We start from the raw sequence: 20,629 nt of genomic DNA, 5'->3' as shown, positions 1-20,629 counted from the left end.
GGAGCACAGGCTCGCAGCGCAACTTGTAGCATACGGGGGCAGCCGGACAGGGTCAATGCGCGAAGGCGCACACCGCGGGCGGACCGCCGCATTCCCGGCACAACTCGTGGGCGGTTCACCGCCCCTGCCCCCTGCCGGAAGCCTTTCCGCAGACTACGACGATGGGCCCCATGAACCAAGAGGACTACGCTCCCGAAAGCCCGTACGAGGACGCCGAGGACGCCCTGGCCACCCGGCGTGACGCGGGGGAAGCGGAGAGCAGCCGGGCCAGCCGCCACTGGTGGGACCGCAACGCCGACGAGTACCAGAGCGAGCACGGGGCGTTCCTCGGCGACGACCGTTTCGTCTGGGGCCCCGAGGGCCTGGACGAGGCGGACGCCGCACTGCTCGGCCCCCGCGAGTCGCTGCGCGGCAAGGACGTCCTGGAGATCGGCGCCGGCGCCGCCCAGTGCGCCCGCTGGCTGGCGGCCCAGGGAGCCCGGCCGGTCGCCCTCGACCTCTCGCACCGCCAGCTCCAGCACGCGCTGCGCATCGACGGCGGCGCGGTCCCGCTGGTGGAGGCCGACGCGGCCGCGCTGCCGTTCCGCGACGGCTCCTTCGACCTGGCCTGCTCGGCGTACGGGGCGGTCCCGTTCGTCGCCGACCCGGTGAACGTGATGCGCGAGGTGCACCGGGTGCTGCGGCCCGGCGGCCGCTGGGTCTTCTCCGTCACCCACCCCGTCCGCTGGGCGTTCCCCGACGAGCCCGGGCCCGAGGGCCTGTCGGTCTCCGCCTCCTACTTCGACCGGACCCCGTACGTCGAGCAGGACGAGCGGGGGCGGGCCGTGTACGTGGAGCACCACCGGACGGTCGGCGACCGGGTCCGGGACGTGGTCGCCGGCGGGTTCCGGCTGCTCGACCTGGTGGAGCCGGAGTGGCCCGCCTGGAACAGCCAGGAGTGGGGCGGGTGGTCCCCGCTGCGCGGCAACCTGATCCCGGGCACGGCGATCTTCGTGTGCGAGAGGGACTGAGGGAGCCCGCCTTGATCCGTACCGCCGCCCTGGACGCCCTGCCCGTACGCGCGGCCCTGCCCGCCCTCGCCCGGGCGCTGGACGAGCACGGCACCGCGGTGCTGTGCGCCCCGCCCGGCACCGGCAAGACCACCCTGGTGCCGCTGGTCCTCGCCGGGCTGGTCGGCGGCGGCCCGCGCCGCCGCGTGGTGGTCGCCGAACCGCGGCGGATCGCGGCCCGGGCGGCGGCCCGGCGGATGGCCTGGCTGCTGGGCGAGTCCGTCGGCGGGGCGGTGGGCTTCTCGGTGCGCGGGGAGCGCGTGGTCGGGCCGGACTGCGCGGTGGAGGTGGTCACCACCGGCGTCCTGCTCCAGCGGCTCCAACGGGACCAGGAGCTCGCCGGCACCGACGTGGTGGTGCTCGACGAGTGCCACGAGCGGCATCTGGACGCGGACACCGCGGCGGCCTTCCTGCTCGACGTACGGGCGGTGCTCCGCCCGGAGCTGCGGCTGGTCGCGGCGTCCGCGACCACCGACGCGGCCGGATGGTCGCGGCTGCTCGGCGACGCCCCGGTGGTGGAGGCGCCCGGCGTCTCGCACCCGGTGGAGGTGGTGTGGGCGCCCCCGGTCCGGCCGGTCCGGCCGCCGCACGGCATGCGGGTGGATCCGGCGCTGCTGGACCACGTGGCCGCGGTGGTGCGGCGGGCGCTGGCCGAGCGGGCCGGGGACCTGCTGGTGTTCCTGCCGGGGGTCGGGGAGGCCGCCCGGGTGGCCGGGATGCTGGCCGGTGTCGACGCGGAGGTGCTGCAGATCCACGGCCGGGCGCCGGCGGCCGTGCAGGACGCCGTCCTGGCCGGCGGCTCCGGACGGCGACGGGTGATCCTCGCGACGGCGGTGGCGGAGTCCTCGCTGACCGTGCCGGGCGTACGGGTGGTGGTGGACGCGGGTCTGGCGCGGGAACCGCGAACCGACCACGCGCGGGGCCTCGGCGCGCTGACGACCGTACGGGCCTCCCGCGCGGCGGCCCGGCAGCGGGCGGGGCGGGCCGGGCGTGAGGCGCCCGGCACGGTCTACCGCTGCTGGGCGGAGGCCGAGCACGACCGGCTGCCGGCGTTCCCCTCCCCCGAGATCCGGCAGGCCGACCTCACCGCGTTCGCCCTGCAGAAGGCCTGCTGGAGCTCGCTCGACGCCCCGCTCGAACTGCTGGACCAGCCCCCGGCCGGGGCGATGGCGGCGGCCCGGGAGGTGCTGCTCGCGGTGGGCGCGGTCGATCCGGACACGGGCGCTGCCACACCGCGGGGCGTACGGATGTCCCGCCTCGGGCTGCATCCGCGGCTGGCCCGGGCGCTGCTGGACGGACCAGCGGGGGCAGCCACCGCGGAGGTGGTCGCGCTGCTGAGCGAGGAACCGCCGAGGGAGTACGGGGACGACCTGGTCGCGGCCTGGCGGGCCGCGCGGCGGGGCGGCGACGCGTACGCGGGGCGCTGGCGGGCCGAAGCCGCCCGCCTGCGCCGGGCGCTGGCGGCGGCGCCGGGCACCGCGGGGCGGGACTCCTCCGCCGGCTCGCCCGCCCCGGAGGCGCGGAGCGGGGGCGGGGCCCCGGGCGAGGACGCGGTCGCCGGGCTCGTCGTGGCGCTGGCGTTCCCCGAGCGCGTGGCCAGGGCCCGCTCGGCGGGGGCGTACCTCATGGCCAACGGCACGGGGGCCGGTCTGGGCGACGGGTCGGGGCTGCGGAACAGCCCCTGGCTGGCCGTGGCCGTCGCCGACCGGGCCGCCCACTCCGCCTCGGCCCGGATCCGGCTCGCCGCCGTGATCGACGGGGCGACCGCCCTTGCGGCGGCCGGGCACCTGGCGACCGCGCGGGAGGAGGTGCACTGGCGGGACGGTGACGTCGTCGCCCGCGAGGTCGAGCGCCTCGGCGCGATCGAGCTGACCGTGCGCCCGCTGCGCGCTCCGGGGGCGGAGGCGGTGCGCACCGCCCTGCTGGACGGGCTCCGACAGGACGGCCTCGGCCTGCTCCGCTGGACCGCGGACGCGGAGGCGCTCCGGGCCCGGCTCGGGTTCCTGCACCGTGCGCTGGGCGGCGACTGGCCCGACGTGCGCGAAGGGGCCCTGCTGGAGCGGGCCGCACAATGGCTGGAGCCCGAGCTGTCCCGGGCCCGGCGCCGCGCGGACCTGGCCCGGATCGACGCCGGGCAGGCGCTGGCCAGGCTGCTCCCCTGGGCCACCGGTGAGGCGGCCCGGCTCGACGAGCTCGCCCCCGAGCGGATCGAGGTGCCGTCCGGTTCCCGGATCCGGGTGGACTACGCCGCGGAGCAGCCCGTACTCGCCGTGAAGCTGCAGGAGATGTTCGGGCTGGCCGAGACGCCGCGGGTGGCCGGCGTGCCGGTGCTCGTGCACCTGCTGTCCCCCGCCGGGCGGCCCGCCGCGGTGACCGCCGACCTCGCCTCCTTCTGGCGCGACGGCTACCGGTCCGTACGGGCCGAGCTGCGCGGCCGCTATCCGAAGCACCCGTGGCCGGAGGACCCGGCGGCCGCCGAGCCGACGCGGTACACCAACGCCCGGCTCAGGCGGGGCTGAGCTCCGGGGAACGGCGGCCGCGCGCCTCCAGCCACAGCGCCAGCGCGAACAGGGCCAGGCCGGCGGCACCGAGTCCCACGGGTCCGTGGGTGTGCAGGGCGAGCACCTTGGCGCGGTTGGCGGAGACCAGCTCGACGGTGTGGCGGACGTAGTCCTCGCGCATCTTCACGTGCCCGGCGAAGGCGGTGAGCTTGCCGCCCTCGCCGCCGGCGGCGATCCCGCCGCGCATCTCCTGTTCCATCACCTGCTCGCCGTTGACCGGGGCGCCGGTGACGGGGTCGACCCAGAACATGCGCTTGGCGGTGTACCAGAGGGTGGTGCCGGTGGTGGCCTCGATGGTCGCCGGGTCGATGCCCTCGATCGGCATCTTCTTGGGCATGGGGACCTTGGTCCAGGGGACGGTCTGCTCGAAGTAGTAGACGTCCATGCCGCGGAACTTCCGCGGGCCCACGTAGTGGATGGGGGCGGAGGTGCGGGTCTGGGCGTCGAAGTAGAGGTAGTCGCGGGGCTCGGTGAAGAAGGGGAACTTGAACTCGATGCCCTCGCGCCTGACCGGGTCGCCGTCGACCATCTCGCCGGTGGCGTGGACCGGCTCCTGGGTGTGGGCGTCGAAGATGTAGCGCTCGGGGATCTGGGAGACCATCTTCCCGTCGGGGCCGGCGACATGGGAGAGGGCGTCCCAGACGACGACGTCCTTGCCGGCGCTCGCCTCGATCTCGCGTGAGGCCTCCACGTTGCCCTTGAGGGTCTGGACGATGGTCACCTTGTCGACCTTCTTGGGCTGCATGCCGCCGAAGTAGTCGAGCAACGTGGCGTCCCTGGCCTCCAGCACGACCTCCTGGTACTGGCCCGGCGGGATCTTGGCGAGGCGGGGGTAGGCGTACCAGCGGAGCAGGGGCGCGAGGGCGGTGCAGAACACCGCGAGGGCGAGGAGGACGAGGCTGGCTCTGCGTCGCACGGTGCGCCTCCTCTACTTTCCGGGCGCGGCGGGCGCGGTGGTGAGCAGGGGCTTGGGCGAGGTGCTGCCCTCCGGCGCGCCCACCGCGGTGACGGTGAGCACGAGGGCCAGCGCGGCGGCGAGCCCGAGGGCGGCGGCGAGCAGTGCGCGCATGCGGGGGCCTCCGGGGGTCTGATGGGGCGTCAGGGCGGGCACGGTAGCAACGCGGGCGGAAGATGAGAACCGCCGCGACAGCCCCGCCCGGGCGGAGCGAGGTCGCGCAGCCGGCGCTCCGCCCGACCACACGGGGCTCCGCCCCATACCCCGCTCCTCAAACGCCGGAGGGGCTGGAAGCGCCCCCCGGAACCGGCCCGCAGGACCACACCCCCGCCGGACCACTCCAGCCCGAGCGGCGATTGAGCGAGCCCCGGCGGAGCCAGAGCCGCACGACCAACGCTCCGCCCGACCACACGGGGCTCCGCCCCATACCCCGCTCCTCAAACGCCGGAGGGGCTGGAAGTGCCCCCCGGAACCGGCCCGCAGGACCACACCCCCGCCGGGCCAATCCAGCCCGAGCGGCGATTGAGCGAGCCCCGGCGGAGCCAATCCGCGCGACCAACGCTCCGCCCGACCACACGGGGCTCCGCCCCGCACCCCGCTCCTCAAACGCCGGAGGGGCTGGAAGTGCCCCCCGGAACCGGCCCGCAGGACCACACCCCCGCCGGGCCAATCCAGCCCGAGCGGCGATTGAGCGGGGCCGGGCAGAGCCCCAGGGGCACCTGGCGCAGCCGGGCCGCGCCATGCAGCCCGAGCGGCGATTGAGCGGGAGGCGGGGCCGAGCGCCTGGGGGCGGCTAGGGCTTCGCCGTCGGGGAGGCCGAGCCCTCGCGCGGCGGCGGGGCCGTTGCCAACGGCGTCGCCGTGGGGCTGGGGGCCGCAGGCGGCTTGGGCTTCGGCGTGGTGGGCGTGGAGCTCGGACTCGGGGTGGGCTTCGGCGGCGTGGGCGTGGGACTCGGCTTCGCCGGAGGCGTCGGCTTGGGCGTCGGGGTCGGGGTCGGCGTCGGCTTGGGCGTGGGGGTCGGCTTCGGCGGGGTCGGCGTGGGGGTGGGCTTCGGCGGGGTCGGCGTGGGGGTGGGCTTCGGCGGGGTCGGGGTCGGGGTCGGCGTCGGCGTCGGCTTCGGCGGAGGCGTCGGCTTTGGCTTCGGCGGCGTCGGCGTTGGCTTCGGCTTGGTCGGGGGCTTCGGCGGAGGCGTCGGGTTCGGTGGGGGTGGGGTGTGGGGGGTCGGGTGGGTGCCCTGGGTGTAGAAGGCGAACCAGGACTTGACCGTGGCCAGGTACGCCGTGGAGTGGTTGTAGGACAGGACCGCCCGGTCCAGGTCTCCGCCGTCCCGCAGGTCGCGGCTGCCCGCGCACAGGTAGCGCCCCGCCGCGAGTGCCGCGTCGTGGATGTTGTTCGGGTTGCGGCGGCCGTCGCCGTCCGCGTCCTGGCCCCACGCCGCCCAGGTGGACGGGATGAACTGCATGGGGCCGACGGCCCGGTCGTACACCCGGTCGCCGTCGTACGCCCCGCCGTCCGTGTCGCGGATGTTGGCGAACCCGACGCCGTTGAGGACGGGCCCGAGGATCGGCGTGAGGGTGGTGCCCGTCGTGTCGACGCGGCCGCCGCGGGCCTGGCCGGACTCCACCTTGCCGATCGCGGCGAGGAGTTGCCAGCGCAGGCCGCAGCGGGCGTCGTCCGCGGCGACCGTGCGTTCCGCCCGCTGGTAGGCGGCGAGGACGCTCGCCGGTATGCCCCGGGCACCGCGCGACGCGGGCACCGCGGTGCCCGGTGCGGGCGCGGGTGCCGGGGTGGCGCCGGCCGTGGGTGCGGGTGCCGGCGCGTCCTCGTGCACCACGGCCGGGGGCTCGGGGCTGATGAGTGGCGGGAGTTCGGTGAAGTACGCGGAGTCGCCGCCGGTGCCGGCCGGCGTGGGCGGGGCCGTCACGGGCCCGGGGCCGCCCGCGCCGGCCGCCCGTATCCGGTCGCCGGGGCCCGGCGGGGCCTGCGACGCCGTGACCGCCGCCGCCACCAGCGCCGAGACCACGGCGGCGATCCCGCCCCTGAGCATCCCGCGTCCGCGTCCACGACCGCGTCCGTACCGAGCCGTCCTGGTCATCTGACGAACCCCTCCCCGTCGGCGTCCGCGCGACTTTATGTCAACAAGGCGACAGAGGAAACGTTCTGGCCTGGGCGTTCACCGTTTTTCCACGACTCGGCGGCCGACCCGCATACTGGCCCGGTCCGTCAAGTGGGAAAGAGGTTCGATGCCGTTCACTCTCAGCCATGCCGCCGCCGTGCTCCCGGGCGTCCGGCGGGACGGCCGGGGCCGCGGCCCGTTCCTCGCCTCGGGCCTGGTCCTCGGGTCCTTCGCCCCGGACATGACCTACTTCACGGCGGGCCTGGTGCCCGGTGCGATGCGCTTCGGCTCGGTCACCCACTCCCCCGTCGGCGTGCTGACGGTCGACGTGCTGGTCACGGCCGCCCTGGTCGGCTGCTGGCTGCTGCTGCGGGAGCCGCTCGTGGCGCTGCTGCCCGCCGCCCGCCGGGGCCGGGCGTACGCGCTGCTGCGCGGTGAGGACCTGCGGGGACGGAGCCTGCCGGCTACGGCGGGCCGGCTGTACGTGTCGGCGGTGGTGGGTGCGTCCACGCACGTGGTGTGGGACGCGTTCACGCACCTGGACCGGTACGGGACGAACACCTGGCCGTGGCTGTCCGACGACTACGGCGGCTTCCCGCTCTACACCTATCTGCAGTACGGCAGTTCGCTGCTAGCGGCGGGGGCGCTCCTCTGGTTCCTGGGGTCGGCGTGGCGCCGGCTCCCCGCGACCCCGGCGGTGCCGCCGGGCGTGCCGCCGCTGGGCCGGGGCGAGCGGTGGGGGGCGGTCGCGCTGATCGGCGGGTGCGTGGCCGTCGGGACCGCGCTGCGGGTGGCGCGCTTCTTCACGTACTTCGACCGGGTGCACACGCCCGTCGACATCGTCCCGACGATCTGCTTCGGTGCCGGCGCCGGCCTGATCGGCGGGCTCGTCCTGTACTCCGTACTGCTGCGGATCCGGACGCGGATCCGGCTGCGGCGGCGGCGCCGCACGGGGACGCCCGCCCCCACCGGCGTTCGGTAGGGACGGGCGTCCGGGGGCGTGCGGCGGCGCCGGCGGGTCAGTGCGCGGCGGACTCCCAGTCCGGGCCGACGCCCACGGACACGTCCAGCGGGGCGCGCAGGTCGACGGCGGCGGCCATCTCGCGGCGGACCAGCTCCTCGACCCGGTCGCGTTCCCCGGGGGCGATCTCCAGCACGATCTCGTCGTGGACCTGGAGCAGCATCCGGGAGGTCAGCCCGGCCTCGGCCAGGGCCGCGTCCACGCGGAGCATGGCGACCTTGACGATGTCGGCGGCGGTGCCCTGGATCGGGGCGTTCAGCGCCATCCGCTCGGCGGCCTCCCGGCGCTGGCGGTTGTCGCTGTTGAGGTCGGGCAGGTAGCGGCGGCGGCCGAAGACGGTCGCCGTGTAGCCGGTGGCGCGGGCCTCGTCGACGACGCGGCGCAGGTAGTCGCGGACGCCGCCGAACCGCTCGAAGTAGGTCTCCATCAGGCCCCGGGCCTCGGCGGGCTCGATGCCGAGCTGCTGGGAGAGGCCGAACGCGGACAGGCCGTAGGCCAGGCCGTAGGACATGGCCTTGATCTTGCGGCGCATCTCGGCGTCCACGCCGGACCGCTCCACCGCGAACACCTGGGAGGCGACGGTGGTGTGCAGGTCCTCGCCGGAGGTGAACGCCTCGATCAGGCCCTCGTCCTCGGAGAGGTGGGCCATGACGCGCAGTTCGATCTGGCTGTAGTCGGCGGTCATCAGCGACTCGAAGCCCTCGCCGACGACGAAGCCGCGGCGGATGGCCCGGCCCTCGTCGGTGCGCACCGGCACGTTCTGCAGGTTGGGGTCGGTGGAGGACAGCCGGCCGGTGGCGGCGACGGTCTGGCTGAAGGTGGTGTGCACCCGGCCGTCCGCGGCGATGGTCTTGACCAGGCCTTCGACGGTGGAGCGCAGCCGGGCCTGCTCCCGGTGCCGGAGCATGATCACCGGCAGTTCGTGGTCGGTCTGGGTGGCCAGCCAGGCCAGGGCGTCGGCGTCGGTGGTGTAGCCGGTCTTGGTCTTCTTGGTCTTGGGCAGGTCCAGCTCTCCGAAGAAGACTTCCTGGAGCTGCTTGGGCGAGCCGAGGTTGAACTCGTGCCCGACCGCGGCGTGCGCCTCCTTGACGGCCTGCTGGACGGCCCCGGCGAACTGCTGCTCCATGGCCTCCAGGTGTTCCCGGTCGGCGGCGATGCCGTAGCGCTCCATCCGGGCCAGCAGCTCGGAGGTGGGCAGCTCCATGTCGTGCAGCAGGGCGGTGGCGCCGACCTCCTCCAGCTTGCCGGTGAAGGCCTCGCCGAGGTCCAGTACGGCGCGGGCCTGCGCCATCAGCGCCTCGGCCTCGGCGGTGTCGTCCATCCCGAAGGCGAGCTGGCCGTCGGCGGCCGCGGGGGCGAGCTCGCGCCCGAGGTACTCCACGGACAGCGCGTCCAGCGCGAAGGAGCGGCGTCCCGGCTTGACCAGGTAGGCGGCCAGGGCGGTGTCCATGGTGACCCCGGCGAGGGCGGGCCAGCCGTGCTCGGGCAGGACCCGCCAGAGGTTCTTGGCGTTGTGGACGACCTTGGGGCGGGCGGCGTCGGCGAGCCAGGCGGTGAGGGCCCGCTCGTCGGTCTCGTCCAGGTCGGAGGGCCGGAACCAGGCGGCGGCGCCTCCGGCGGCGGCCAGCGCGATCTCGCTAACGTTGCCGGCGCCCAGCGCCCAGCTGTCGACGGTGACCACGCCGAGGACCTGTCCGGCGTGGTCCGCCAGCCAGGGGGCGAGTTCGCCGGCGCCCAGCACGGAGCCGTCGAGTGCGACGGCGGGCGCGGGCGGCGCCACGGCGGCCTGCTCGGCGCCGGGGTCGACGGCGAGGAGCCGCTCCCGCAGGGAGGCGTTGCGGATCTCCAGGACGTCCAGGACGCCGGTGACGGCCTTGCGGTCGTAGGGGGCGCGGACCAGGTCGGCGGGGCCCCGGCCCAGCTCGACGTCCTTGACCATCTCGGTCAGGACGCGGTTCATCTTGACCGCTTCGAGGTGGTCGCGGAGGTTCTGCCCGGCCTTGCCCTTGACCTCCTCGACCCGCTCGACCAGCTCGGCGAAGGATCCGAACTGGTTGATCCACTTCGCGGCGGTCTTCTCGCCGACGCCGGGGATGCCGGGCAGGTTGTCGGAGGGGTCGCCGCGCAGGGCGGCGAAGTCCGGGTACTGGTCGGGGGTGAGCCCGTACTTCTCCTGGACCTTCTCCGGGGTGAAGCGGGTGAGCTCGGAGACGCCCTTGGTCGGGTAGAGGACGGTGGTGTGCTCGGAGACCAGCTGGAAGGAGTCCCGGTCGCCGGTGACGATCAGCACCTCGTAGCCCAGGGCCTCGGCCTGGGTGGCCAGGGTGGCGATCACGTCGTCGGCCTCGTAGCCGTCGACGGCGAACCGGGGCACGCCCATCGCGTCCAGCAGCTCGCCGATCAGCTCGACCTGCCCCTTGAACTCGTCGGGGGTCTTGGAGCGGTTCGCCTTGTACTCGGGGAACTCCTGGGAGCGCCACGTCTTGCGCGACACGTCGAACGCCACCGCGAAGTGCGTGGGCGCCTCGTCGCGCAGCGTGTTCGCCAGCATCGACGCGAAGCCGTAGATGGCGTTGGTCGGCTGCCCCGTCGCGGTGGTGAAGTTCTCCGCGGGCAGCGCGAAGAACGCCCGGTACGCCAGGGAGTGCCCGTCCATGAGCATCAGGCGGGGGCGGTCGGCTGCGTTCTTGTCTTCGGTCTTCTTCGATGCTGTCTCTGCCACGCCACCGATCCTAGGCCGCCCCGCCGACAATTCCGGCGCCCCGGTCCCGGCGACCGTCCGGCACGGACGTGAAAGGATCGGAGTGGGCACCGCCCGCCGCACACGCACGTACCGCTCGAAGGGGAGCGCCATGGCGACCAAGCCGCCCGCAGGTGATCCGGTCCAGGACGCGCCGCAGGTCGCGCCCCCCAAGCACGCCGCGGCCGGCCTTCCCGCCATCGGGCACACCCTGCGCATCGCGCGCGAGCAGATGGGGCTGGCCCGGACCGCCCGCACCCTGCTCAAGGTCAACCAGAAGGACGGGTTCGACTGTCCCGGCTGCGCCTGGCCGGAGGGCGAGGAGCGGCACGCCGCCGAGTTCTGCGAGAACGGCGCCAAGGCGGTGGCGGAGGAGGCGACGCTGCGCCGGGTCACCCCGGAGTTCTTCGCCGCGCACCCGGTGTCCGAGCTGGCCGGCCGCTCCGGGTACTGGCTGGGCCAGCAGGGCCGGATCACGCAGCCGGTGTACCTGCCGGAGGGCGCCGACCGGTACGAGGCGGTGTCCTGGGAGCGGGCGTTCGCGATCATCGCGGAGGAGCTGGCGGCGCTGGACTCCCCCGACGAGGCCCTCTTCTACACCTCGGGACGCACCAGCAACGAGGCGGCGTTCCTGTTCCAGCTGTTCGCCCGCGAGTTCGGCACCAACAACCTGCCGGACTGCTCCAACATGTGCCACGAGTCCTCCGGCTCGGCGCTGACGGAGACGATCGGCATCGGCAAGGGCAGCGTGCTGCTGGAGGACCTGCACCGGGCCGACCTGATCATCGTCGCCGGGCAGAACCCGGGCACCAACCACCCCCGCATGCTGTCGGCGCTGGAGCGGGCCAAGGCGTCCGGCGCGAAGATCATCTCGGTGAACCCGCTGCCCGAGGCCGGCATGGAGCGGTTCAAGAACCCGCAGACCCCGCTCGGCATGCTGCGCGGCACCCCGCTCAACGACCTCTTCCTGCAGATCCGCATCGGCGGCGACCAGGCCCTCTTCCGCCTGCTGAACAAGCTGGTCATCGAGGCGGGCGCGGTCGACGAGGAGTTCGTCCGGGAGCACACCCACGGGTACGAGGAGTTCGCGGCCGCCGCGAAGTCGGCCGACTGGGAGGAGACCCTCACCGCGACCGGCCTGGACCGCGCCGACATCGAGCGGGCCCTGGCGATGGTCGTCGCCTCGGAGCGGACCATCGTCTGCTGGGCGATGGGCCTGACCCAGCACAAGCACGCGGTCGCCACCATCCGCGAGGTGGTCAACCTGCTGCTGCTGCGCGGCGCGATCGGCCGCCCGGGTGCGGGCGTATGCCCGGTCCGCGGCCACTCCAACGTGCAGGGCGACCGCACCATGGGGATCTTCGAGCGTCCGGCTCCCGCCTTCCTCGACGCCCTGGACAGGGAGTTCGAGATCACCTCGCCCCGGCACCACGGCTACGACGTGGTCCGGGCCATCGAGGCGCTGCGCGACGGCCGGGCCAAGGTCCTCTTCGCCATGGGCGGCAACTTCGTCGGCGCCACCCCCGACACGGAGGTCACCGAGGCCGCGGTGCGCCGGGCCGCGCTGACCGTGCACGTGTCGACCAAGCTCAACCGCTCGCACGCGGTCACCGGCCGGCGCGCGCTGATCCTGCCCACCCTGGGCCGCAGCGACCGGGACGTCCAGGCCTCCGGCAGGCAGTTCGTGACCGTCGAGGACTCGATGGGGATGGTGCACGCCTCGCGCGGCAACCTCCCGCCTGCCTCCCCGCACCTGCTGTCCGAGCCGGCCATCGTGGCGCGGATGGCGCGGGCCGTGCTGGGTGCGGCGTCGCGGACCCCGTGGGAGGAGTTCGAGCGGGACTACGCCGCCGTCCGGGACCGGATCGCCCGGGTCGTGCCCGGCTTCGAGGACTTCAACGCCCGCGTCGCCCGGCCCGGCGGGTTCACCCTGCCGCACGCCCCTCGCGACGAGCGCCGCTTCCCGACGAAGACCGGCAAGGCGAACTTCACGGCCGCGCCGGTGGAGTACCCGAGGGTGCCGGAGGGCCGGCTGCTGCTGCAGACCCTGCGCAGCCACGACCAGTACAACACCACGATCTACGGGCTCGACGACCGCTACCGGGGCATCACCGGCGGGCGCCGCGTGGTGCTGGTGCACCCGGCCGACGCGGCCGAGCTGGGCCTGGCCGACGGCGCGTACACCGACCTGGTGAGCGAGTGGAAGGACGGGGTGGAGCGGCGGGCGCCCGGCTTCCGGGTGGTGCACTACCCGACCGCCCGCGGCTGTGCGGCCGCCTACTACCCGGAGACGAACGTGCTGGTCCCGCTGGACTCGACGGCGGACGTGAGCAACACCCCGGCCAGCAAGTCCGTGATCGTCCGGTTCGAACCCACCCCCCGGTAAGCGCCCGCTCAGTAGGCTGATAGGAAGTGTCTGTTAACGAACGTTGACTCCACAGAGATCGGAGACGGCCCCATGGGCGAGCAGCACGCGGTGAAGTTCCCGCAGGAGGTCCTCGACGAGTACGCAGCCCTGGGCATTGACCTGCCCTCGTTGTTCTCGGCCGGCCACCTCGGCGAGCGGATGGACATCCGCATCCTGGAGGCCGCCGCCGACCGCGTCGTGGGCACCATGCCGGTGGAGGGCAACACCCAGCCGTACGGGCTGCTGCACGGCGGCGCCTCCGCGGTACTGGCCGAGACCCTCGGCTCGGTCGGCGCCATGCTGCACGGCGGCCACACGAAGATCGCCGTCGGGGTCGACCTCAACTGCACCCACCACCGGGGCGTGCGCTCCGGCCTGGTCACCGGCACCGCCACGCCGGTCCACCGGGGCCGCTCCACGGCCACGTACGAGATCGTCGTCACCGACGAACAGGACAAGCGCGTCTGCACCGCGCGCCTGACCTGCCTGCTGCGCGACGCGGACGGCCAACAGCCCGCCGGCGCCTGACCGTTGTCACCGGGCCGGTGCCGGTCTAGCGTTCCCGCATGGGTACGCAACCGGTACCGCGGCTCGGCCGGACGGCCGTCCGCACGGCATGCGCGGCGGCGCTCCTCGCCGTGCCCCTGACCGGCTGCGCGGACACCTCCGGCGACGCCGCCCCACGACCCTCCTCCGGCCGCACGGGGCCCCCGGAGGCCGGCACCTCCGCCCCGCGCCCCACCGCCCCGCGCGAGGTGTGCACCGCCCTGATCACGCACTGGGCCACCGTGCTCCTCGACGGCGGCCCGCAGGGCCAACTCGACTACCAGGCCATGGGACTGTCGGGGGGTCAGTACGACATCCTGCGCGAGGTCGTCGCCACCGCCCGCGCCACCGAACGGACCCACGGCCCCGCCGCCGCCCGCGAGCGGGCCGCCCGCGACGCCGGGCTGCGCTGCGCCGAACGCCACCGCTCCGGCGATCCGACCGGCGGTCCCTGGACGTGAGCGGCATTGGCCCCGTCGAAGCCGGGGAGGGCACCGCCGAGCGGCCGCCGCCGCTCCCCCGCCCGGCCCTGCCGCCACCCCTGCACGGCCGCCGGGCCCGGGCGGCCGCCGCCCTGCTGGTCGTCGCCTGCGCGGCGGGCGGCCTGTACTGGGCCGCCCGGCCCGGGCCGGCGCCGAAGTCGCACCCGATGCCGCCGCCGGCCCCCTCCCAGCTGGTGTCGTTCAGCTACGGCGATCCGGTGCGGCCGGCTCCGGCGGGCTCCGCGTTCTCCTTCACCGTCCGTATCCGCACCTCCGCCGGGCCGAGGGTGAGCGTCGAGCGGATCACCCAGCCCTCGCGCGCCCTGCGCATGTCGGTCCGGCCGTCACTGCCGGTCGCGGTGGCGGCCGGGGAGGCACAGGACGTGACCGTGGACATTCAGGTGGTCGATTGCGTGCATGTGGCACGGAATTCTCGATTCCCACTTTTGGAGGTAACCCTCAGTAATGGATTCACGAAAGAGCCCCACACTTACATCCTCGGTGACCGATATGCGATGGATCTTTCCGTCGCCCTGAGCAGGGCCTGTCCCGCAGAACGAGATCAAGCCGGTCAGCCGGGGTCATGAGCAAAGCCCGCTACAGTCCTGGGGAGTCAGCACTCAAACCACCTGACACTCCTGCACCGTCTCAGCATGCAGACACGACGAACCGCCCGGAATTCGCCCGTTCCGCCCCCACAGTTCGCTATGTATTACGGCGTGGCATAACAAGAGCGTCACATCATTGGCCTGAGCCCTCCATATCCTCCGGTCCGCGGCCTAGAGTCACGGCCAGTCACCGCGACCACCGGATTCCTTTCAGTTCGGTCTCCCGCGTTCGACTCGGTGCGTCCCAGGGGGGACGCCGTGCCTGGAAAGGACTGATCGTGCGTCAACGTAAGCTCATTGCCGTGACCGCCGCGCTCGCCGCGGGAGCCCTCACGCTCTCCGCCTGTGGATCGCGCGACGAGGGCAACAAGGCCGGCGGCAACGCCGGCGACGTCACGGTCGTCATCGGTGTCGACGCCCCGCTGACCGGTGACCTCTCCGCCCTCGGCCTGGGCATCAAGAACTCGGCCGACCTCGCCGCCAAGACGGCGAACGAGAAGAAGTACGTCCCCGGCGTGACCTTCAAGGTCGAGGCCCTCGACGACCAGGCGCAGGCCTCCTCCGGCCAGCAGAACGCCACCAAGCTCGTCGCCAACAAGGACGTCCTCGGCGTCGTCGGCCCGCTGAACTCCTCCGTCTCCGAGGCCATGCAGAAGGTCTTCGACGACGCCAAGCTGGCCCAGATCTCCCCGGCCAACACCAGCCCCTCGCTGACCCAGGGCCCCAAGTGGGCCGAGGGCACCAAGGTCCGCACCTACAAGAGCTACTTCCGCACCGCCACCACGGACGCCATCCAGGGCCCGTTCGCGGCGCAGTACCTCTACAACAAGGCGGGCAAGAAGAAGGTCTTCATCATCGATGACAAGAAGACCTACGGCGCCGGCCTCGCCGGGACCTTCAAGGGCGAGTTCACCAAGCTCGGCGGCCAGGTCGCCGGCGAGGGCCACATCGACCCCGAGTCCAAGGACTTCTCGGCCATCGTGACCGAGGTCAAGAACTCCGGCGCCGACGTCGTCTACTACGGCGGCGAGTACCCCGCGGCCGGCCCGCTCAGCAAGCAGATCAAGGACACCGGCGCCAACATCCCGCTCGTCGGCGGCGACGGCATCTACGACAAGAAGTACGTCGAGCTGGCCGGCGCCAAGTCCGCCGGCGACCTCGCCACCTCCGTCGGCGCCCCGGTCGAGACCCTCCCCTCGGCCAAGGAGTTCATCGCCAACTACACCAAGGCCGGCTACAAGGACCCGTTCGCTGCCTACGGCGGCTACTCCTACGACTCCGCCTGGGCCGTCATCGAGGCCGTCAAGAAGGTCGTCGAGGGCAACGGCGGCAAGCTCCCCGAGGGCGCCCGCGCCAAGGTCCTGGAAGCCGTCCAGAACGTCTCCTTCGAGGGCGTGACCGGCAAGGTCTCCTTCGACGAGTTCGGCGACGCCACCAACAAGCAGCTGACCGTCTACAAGGTCGAGGGCACCGAGTGGAAGTCGGTCGAGTCCGGCACCTACGGCGGCTGACCCACCTCCCGCCGGCCCACTGACCGGGCCGGCACCCACCCACACCTGCCGCGCGGGGCGCGCACCACCAAGCGCCCCGCGCGGTGTCACATCCGTCGAAAGACTCGGAGGACTGCGGTGCACGAACTGCCGCAACAGCTGGTCAACGGCCTGCTACTGGGATCCATGTACGGGCTCGTCGCCATCGGCTACACGATGGTCTATGGCATCGTCCAGCTCATCAACTTCGCCCACGGCGAGATCTTCATGACCGGTGGGTTCGGAGCCCTCACGGTCTGGCTGATGCTCCCCACCGGCACCACCATGTGGGTCGCCCTGCCCCTCATGCTCATAGGCGCCATCATCGTCGCCACCCTCATAGCCGTCGGCGCCGAACGCTTCGCCTACCGGCCCCTGCGCAACGCCCCCCGGCTCGCGCCGCTCATCACCGCCATCGGCCTCTCCATCGTCCTCCAGCAGGCCGTATGGGCCTGGTACCCCGACGCGCGGTCCTCCCTCGTCTTCCCGCACATCCCCGGCGGCCCCTTCCACATCGGCAACATCACCATCCAGACCGGTGACCTCTTCCTGCTGATCGCCGCCCCCGTCTCCATGGCGTTCCTCGGCTTCTTCGTCAAGAAGACCCGCACCGGCCGCGGCATGCAGGCCACCGCGCAGGACCCCGACACCGCCAAGCTGATGGGCATCAACACCGACCGCATCATCACGGTCGCCTTCGCCCTCGGCGCCGCCTTCGCCGCCGTCGGAGCCGTCGCGTACGGCCTCAAGTACGGCGAAGTCAACTACCGCATGGGCTTCATCCTCGGCCTCAAGGCCTTCACCGCCGCCGTCCTCGGCGGCATCGGGAACATCTACGGCGCCATGATCGGCGGCCTGGTCCTCGGCCTCGCCGAGACCCTCACCACCGTCTACATCGACGAGATCCCCGGCATGCAGCAGCTCGGCGGACAGTCCTGGGGCAACACCTGGGCGTTCGTCCTCCTCATCCTCGTACTCCTCTTCCGGCCACAGGGCCTGCTGGGCGAGCGCGTTGCGGACAGGGCGTGAGAACCATGACGACCATCACCGCGGACACCGCGAAGAACGACACCACCGAGGACCGGGAGAAGGGCTTCATCGGCATCCCCGAGAAGACCGGCCGCGCCCTCGCCACCGCCGGCGGCCTCCTCACCGTCGCCTCCTGCTTCCTCTCCTGGACCTGGACCGCAGCCTTCCCCGGTGACCTCACCGTCTACGGCTACCCCGGCGGCCTGCAGTGGCTCGTCCTCGTCGGCGGCGCCCTCACCGCCCTCTTCGGCCTCGCCTCCTACGGCGTCAAGGGCCTCGGCTGGCTCGCCCCCGCCGGCGCCGACGCCGCCATCAAGCTCGCCGCCCTCGCCGCCTTCGCGACCGCCTGGTACACCGACCTCGCGATCATCCTGAAGCTCGGCGCCCTCGTCGACCTCGAGCCCGGCGGCGCCGTCGTCGCCCTCACCACCCTCATCGCCCTCCTCGGCGCCCTCGCGCTCCCCTTCAAGCGCCCCGCGCTCGAAGGAGCCGACCCCGACGACGGCGCCTGGGACACGTTCAAGCACGACGCCGGCAACCGCTGGACCACCGTCAAGGCCGCCTTCTCCGCAGGCACCCCGGCCCCGGCCCGCGCCCTCCCCGGCTCCGTCGAGATCCTGATCATCGCCGCCGTCCTGGCCCTCGCCCTCGGCGTCTTCACCTACGGCATCACCACGCCGTACCAGGAACTCTTCATCGGCTTCCTGATCACCGCCGGCTTCGGCTTCGGCGCCCTCAGCAAGGCCGGCCTGGTGGCCCGCTTCACCGCGCTCACCGCCAAGCACCGCAACGTCGCCCTCGTCGGCGCCTTCGCCGCAGCCGCCGCCTTCCCCCTCACCCAGACCGACGACCAGTACGCGACCCTCGGCGTCAACATCCTCATCTTCGCCACCGTCGCCCTCGGCCTGAACATCGTCGTCGGCCTCACCGGCCTCCTCGACCTCGGATACGTCGCCTTCCTCGGCGTCGGCGCCTACACCGCGGCCCTGGTCTCCGGCTCCCCGAACTCGCCGTTCGGCGTCCACATGCCCTTCTGGGCGGCCCTCCTCATCGGAGCCGTCGCCTCCATGGTCTTCGGCGTTCTCATCGGCGCCCCGACCCTCCGCCTCCGCGGCGACTACCTGGCCATCGTCACCCTCGGCTTCGGAGAGATCTTCCGCATCTCGATGAACAACCTCGACGGTGTCTCCGGCCCGGACATCACCAACGGCCCCAACGGCATCGCCGGCATCCCCAACATCAACCTCTTCGGGTTCGACTTCGGCGCCGCCCACACCATCGCCGGATTCACCATCGGCCGCTTCGCCAACTACTTCCTGCTGATGCTCCTGATCACCCTCCTGGTGGTCCTGGTCTTCCGCCGGAGCGCCGAATCCCGCATCGGCCGCGCCTGGGTCGCCATCCGCGAGGACGAGACCGCCGCCGAAGCCATGGGCATCAACGGCTTCCGCGTCAAGCTCATCGCCTTCGCCCTCGGCGCCACCCTCGCCGGCTTCGCCGGAGCCGTACAGGCACACGTCAACTACACGGTCACCCCCGACCAGTACGTGTTCGCCAACGCCGTCCCGCCGAACTCCGCCTTCCTCCTCGCCGCCGTCGTCCTCGGCGGAATGGGCACCATCTCCGGACCGCTCGTCGGCGGAGCACTCCTCTTCCTGCTCCCCAACAAGCTCCAGTCCCTCGGCGAGTTCCAGCTCCTCGCCTTCGGCATCGCGCTCGTCATCCTGATGCGCCTGCGCCCCGAAGGCCTCATCCCCAACCGGCGCAACCAGCTCGAACTCCACAAGGACCTGGAAGCGCCCACAGTCCTCGGCAAGACAGGGGCCTGACCCATGACGACCACCACCACCGCCGCACCGGCGGAGACCGTCCTGGACGCTCGTGGCGTCACCATGCGGTTCGGCGGCCTCACCGCCGTCAAGAACGTCGACCTCACCGTCAACAGCGGCGAGATCGTCGGCCTCATCGGCCCCAACGGCGCCGGCAAGACCACGTTCTTCAACTGCCTCACCGGCCTCTACATCCCCACCGAGGGCGAGGTCCGCTACAAGGGCACCGTCCTGCCGCCCAAGTCCTTCAAGGTCACCGCGGCCGGCATCGCCCGCACCTTCCAGAACATCCGTCTCTTCAACAACATGACGGTCCTGGAGAACGTCCTCGTCGGACGCCACACCCGCACCAAGGAGGGCCTCTGGTCCGCCATGCTGCGCCTGCCCGGCTTCCACAAGGAGGAAGCCGCCAGCCGCGAGCGGGCCATGGAACTCCTGGAGTTCATCGGGCTGGCCCACAAGGCCGACCACCTCTCCCGCAACCTCCCCTACGGCGAGCAGCGCAAGCTGGAGATCGCCCGGGCCCTCGCCAGCGACCCCGGCCTGATCCTCCTGGACGAGCCCACCGCCGGCATGAACCCCCAGGAAACCCGGGCCACCGAAGAACTCATCTTCGCCATCCGGGACAAGGGCATCGCCGTCCTCGTCATCGAGCACGACATGCGCTTCATCTTCAACCTCTGCGACCGCGTGGCCTGCCTCGTCCAAGGCGAGAAGCTCATCGAGGGCACCGCCGCCGAGGTCCAGAGCGACGAGCGCGTCATCGCCGCCTACCTCGGCGAGCCCTTCGAAGGCGCCCCCGGCGCCGAGGAGGTCGCCGAGGTCGAGGCCGCCGAGATCGAAGCCGCCGAGGCCATCGCCGCCACGGACGCCGACACGGACGCCGACGCCGACGCGGAGCCGGCCCCGGACGCGGACACCGCCCCGGAGTCCGACCCGGAGTCCGACCCGGAGTCCGACCCGGACGAGGACGCGGAGCCGGCCACCGAGGCCGACAGCACCACCAGCAAGGACGGAGAGGCCAAGTGACCGCACTCCTGGAGGTCGAGGACCTCCGCGTCGCCTACGGCAAGATCGAAGCCGTCAAGGGAATCTCCTTCAGCGTCGAAGAGGGCCAGATCGTCACCCTCATCGGCACCAACGGCGCCGGCAAGACCACCACCCTGCGCACCCTCTCCGGCCTCATCAAGCCCAAGGGCGGCCAGATCAAGTTCCAGGGCCGGTCCCTCAAGAAGGTCCCCGCCCACAACATCGTCTCGCTGGGACTCGCCCACTCCCCCGAGGGGCGGCACATCTTCCCGCGCATGACGATCGAGGACAACCTCCTCCTCGGCGCCTTCCTCCGCAAGGACAAGGAAGGCATCGCGAAGGACGTCCAGCGCGCCTACGACCTCTTCCCCATCCTGGGCGAACGCCGCAAGCAGGCCGCCGGCACCCTCTCGGGCGGCGAGCAGCAGATGCTCGCCATGGGCCGGGCCCTCATGTCCCAGCCCAAGCTGCTCATGCTCGACGAGCCCTCCATGGGCCTCTCCCCGCTCATGATGCAGAAGATCATGGCCACCATCAGCGAGCTCAAGGCCCAGGGCACGACCATCCTCCTGGTCGAGCAGAACGCCCAGGCCGCACTCTCCCTGGCCGACCAGGGCCACGTCATGGAGATCGGCAAGGTCGTCCTGACCGGCCCCGGCCGCGACCTCCTCGTCAACGAGGACGTCCGCAAGGCCTACCTCGGCGAGGACTGACCCCCGCCACGCACA

At 72.8% G+C, this 20,629-nt stretch carries 16 protein-coding genes; 11 read left to right on the top strand and 5 right to left on the bottom strand.

The annotated features are described in order from the left end of the window. Positions 1-170: 170 nt before the first annotated feature. Both ACFY61_RS01725 and hrpB read left to right on the top strand, forming a co-directional pair. Positions 171-1,010, top strand: a complete 840-nt coding sequence (locus tag ACFY61_RS01725; protein WP_389465525.1) for a class I SAM-dependent methyltransferase — start codon at positions 171-173, stop codon at positions 1,008-1,010. An 11-nt stretch (positions 1,011-1,021) separates the two neighbouring features. Next, entirely contained in the window at positions 1,022-3,568 is a 2,547-nt protein-coding gene (gene hrpB, locus ACFY61_RS01720; protein ID WP_389465522.1) for an ATP-dependent helicase HrpB, read from the top strand. On the opposite strand, the gene ACFY61_RS01715 is transcribed toward hrpB, so the two are convergent. The 3 genes from ACFY61_RS01715 to ACFY61_RS01705 form a co-directional block, all read right to left on the bottom strand. Then, positions 3,555-4,526, bottom strand: coding sequence for a DUF3068 domain-containing protein (locus tag ACFY61_RS01715; RefSeq protein WP_389465519.1), 972 nt, complete (start codon positions 4,524-4,526; stop codon positions 3,555-3,557). The two genes, hrpB and ACFY61_RS01715, sit on opposite strands and share 14 nt — an antisense overlap. A gap of 12 nt (positions 4,527-4,538) precedes the next feature. Continuing rightward, entirely contained in the window at positions 4,539-4,679 is a 141-nt protein-coding gene (locus ACFY61_RS01710; RefSeq protein ID WP_389465517.1) for an SPW_0924 family protein, read from the bottom strand. A 679-nt stretch (positions 4,680-5,358) separates the two neighbouring features. Then, positions 5,359-6,612: a lytic transglycosylase domain-containing protein gene (locus ACFY61_RS01705; RefSeq protein WP_389465514.1), complete on the bottom strand. Its 1,254-nt coding sequence runs from the start codon at positions 6,610-6,612 to the stop codon at positions 5,359-5,361. 196 nt (positions 6,613-6,808) lie between these two features. Here ACFY61_RS01705 and ACFY61_RS01700 point away from each other — a divergent pair, with 196 nt between their 5' ends. Continuing rightward, positions 6,809-7,663, top strand: coding sequence for a DUF4184 family protein (locus tag ACFY61_RS01700; RefSeq protein WP_389465511.1), 855 nt, complete (start codon positions 6,809-6,811; stop codon positions 7,661-7,663). 37 nt (positions 7,664-7,700) lie between these two features. Here ACFY61_RS01700 and polA read toward each other — a convergent pair whose 3' ends face one another. Then, on the bottom strand, positions 7,701-10,424 hold the full coding sequence (polA, locus tag ACFY61_RS01695; RefSeq protein WP_389465508.1) for a DNA polymerase I: 2,724 nt from the start codon (positions 10,422-10,424) through the stop codon (positions 7,701-7,703). A 130-nt stretch (positions 10,425-10,554) separates the two neighbouring features. Here polA and ACFY61_RS01690 point away from each other — a divergent pair, with 130 nt between their 5' ends. From ACFY61_RS01690 to ACFY61_RS01680, 3 genes are all read left to right on the top strand, one after another. Further along, complete coding sequence (locus tag ACFY61_RS01690; RefSeq protein WP_389465505.1) at positions 10,555-12,828, top strand: FdhF/YdeP family oxidoreductase; 2,274 nt, start codon at positions 10,555-10,557, stop codon at positions 12,826-12,828. A gap of 72 nt (positions 12,829-12,900) precedes the next feature. Beyond that, a complete protein-coding gene (locus tag ACFY61_RS01685) occupies positions 12,901-13,377 on the top strand; it encodes a PaaI family thioesterase (RefSeq protein WP_389465503.1) in 477 nt (158 codons plus the stop codon). 38 nt (positions 13,378-13,415) lie between these two features. After that, positions 13,416-13,856: a hypothetical protein gene (locus tag ACFY61_RS01680; protein ID WP_389465500.1), complete on the top strand. Its 441-nt coding sequence runs from the start codon at positions 13,416-13,418 to the stop codon at positions 13,854-13,856. Between the two features lie 226 nt (positions 13,857-14,082). On the opposite strand, the gene ACFY61_RS01675 is transcribed toward ACFY61_RS01680, so the two are convergent. Beyond that, complete coding sequence (locus ACFY61_RS01675; RefSeq protein WP_389465497.1) at positions 14,083-14,274, bottom strand: hypothetical protein; 192 nt, start codon at positions 14,272-14,274, stop codon at positions 14,083-14,085. A 489-nt stretch (positions 14,275-14,763) separates the two neighbouring features. Here ACFY61_RS01675 and ACFY61_RS01670 point away from each other — a divergent pair, with 489 nt between their 5' ends. From ACFY61_RS01670 to ACFY61_RS01650, 5 genes are all read left to right on the top strand, one after another. Continuing rightward, entirely contained in the window at positions 14,764-15,996 is a 1,233-nt protein-coding gene (locus ACFY61_RS01670; RefSeq protein ID WP_389465495.1) for a branched-chain amino acid ABC transporter substrate-binding protein, read from the top strand. A 117-nt stretch (positions 15,997-16,113) separates the two neighbouring features. Further along, positions 16,114-17,043, top strand: a complete 930-nt coding sequence (locus ACFY61_RS01665; protein ID WP_389465492.1) for a branched-chain amino acid ABC transporter permease — start codon at positions 16,114-16,116, stop codon at positions 17,041-17,043. A 5-nt stretch (positions 17,044-17,048) separates the two neighbouring features. Continuing rightward, the gene (locus tag ACFY61_RS01660) at positions 17,049-18,872 is read left to right on the top strand and encodes a branched-chain amino acid ABC transporter permease (protein ID WP_389465489.1); all 1,824 of its coding nucleotides are present in this window, start codon (positions 17,049-17,051) and stop codon (positions 18,870-18,872) included. Between the two features lie 3 nt (positions 18,873-18,875). After that, entirely contained in the window at positions 18,876-19,901 is a 1,026-nt protein-coding gene (locus tag ACFY61_RS01655) for an ATP-binding cassette domain-containing protein (protein WP_389465486.1), read from the top strand. Next, entirely contained in the window at positions 19,898-20,614 is a 717-nt protein-coding gene (locus ACFY61_RS01650; RefSeq protein WP_389465483.1) for an ABC transporter ATP-binding protein, read from the top strand. The genes ACFY61_RS01655 and ACFY61_RS01650 overlap by 4 nt, the downstream gene beginning before the upstream one ends. Positions 20,615-20,629: the final 15 nt, after the last annotated feature.

The organism is Streptomyces sp. NPDC012888 (assembly GCF_042900645.1).
In the GTDB taxonomy this organism is placed as follows: domain Bacteria; phylum Actinomycetota; class Actinomycetes; order Streptomycetales; family Streptomycetaceae; genus Streptomyces.
This window is presented reverse-complemented; position numbering and strand designations above follow the sequence as displayed.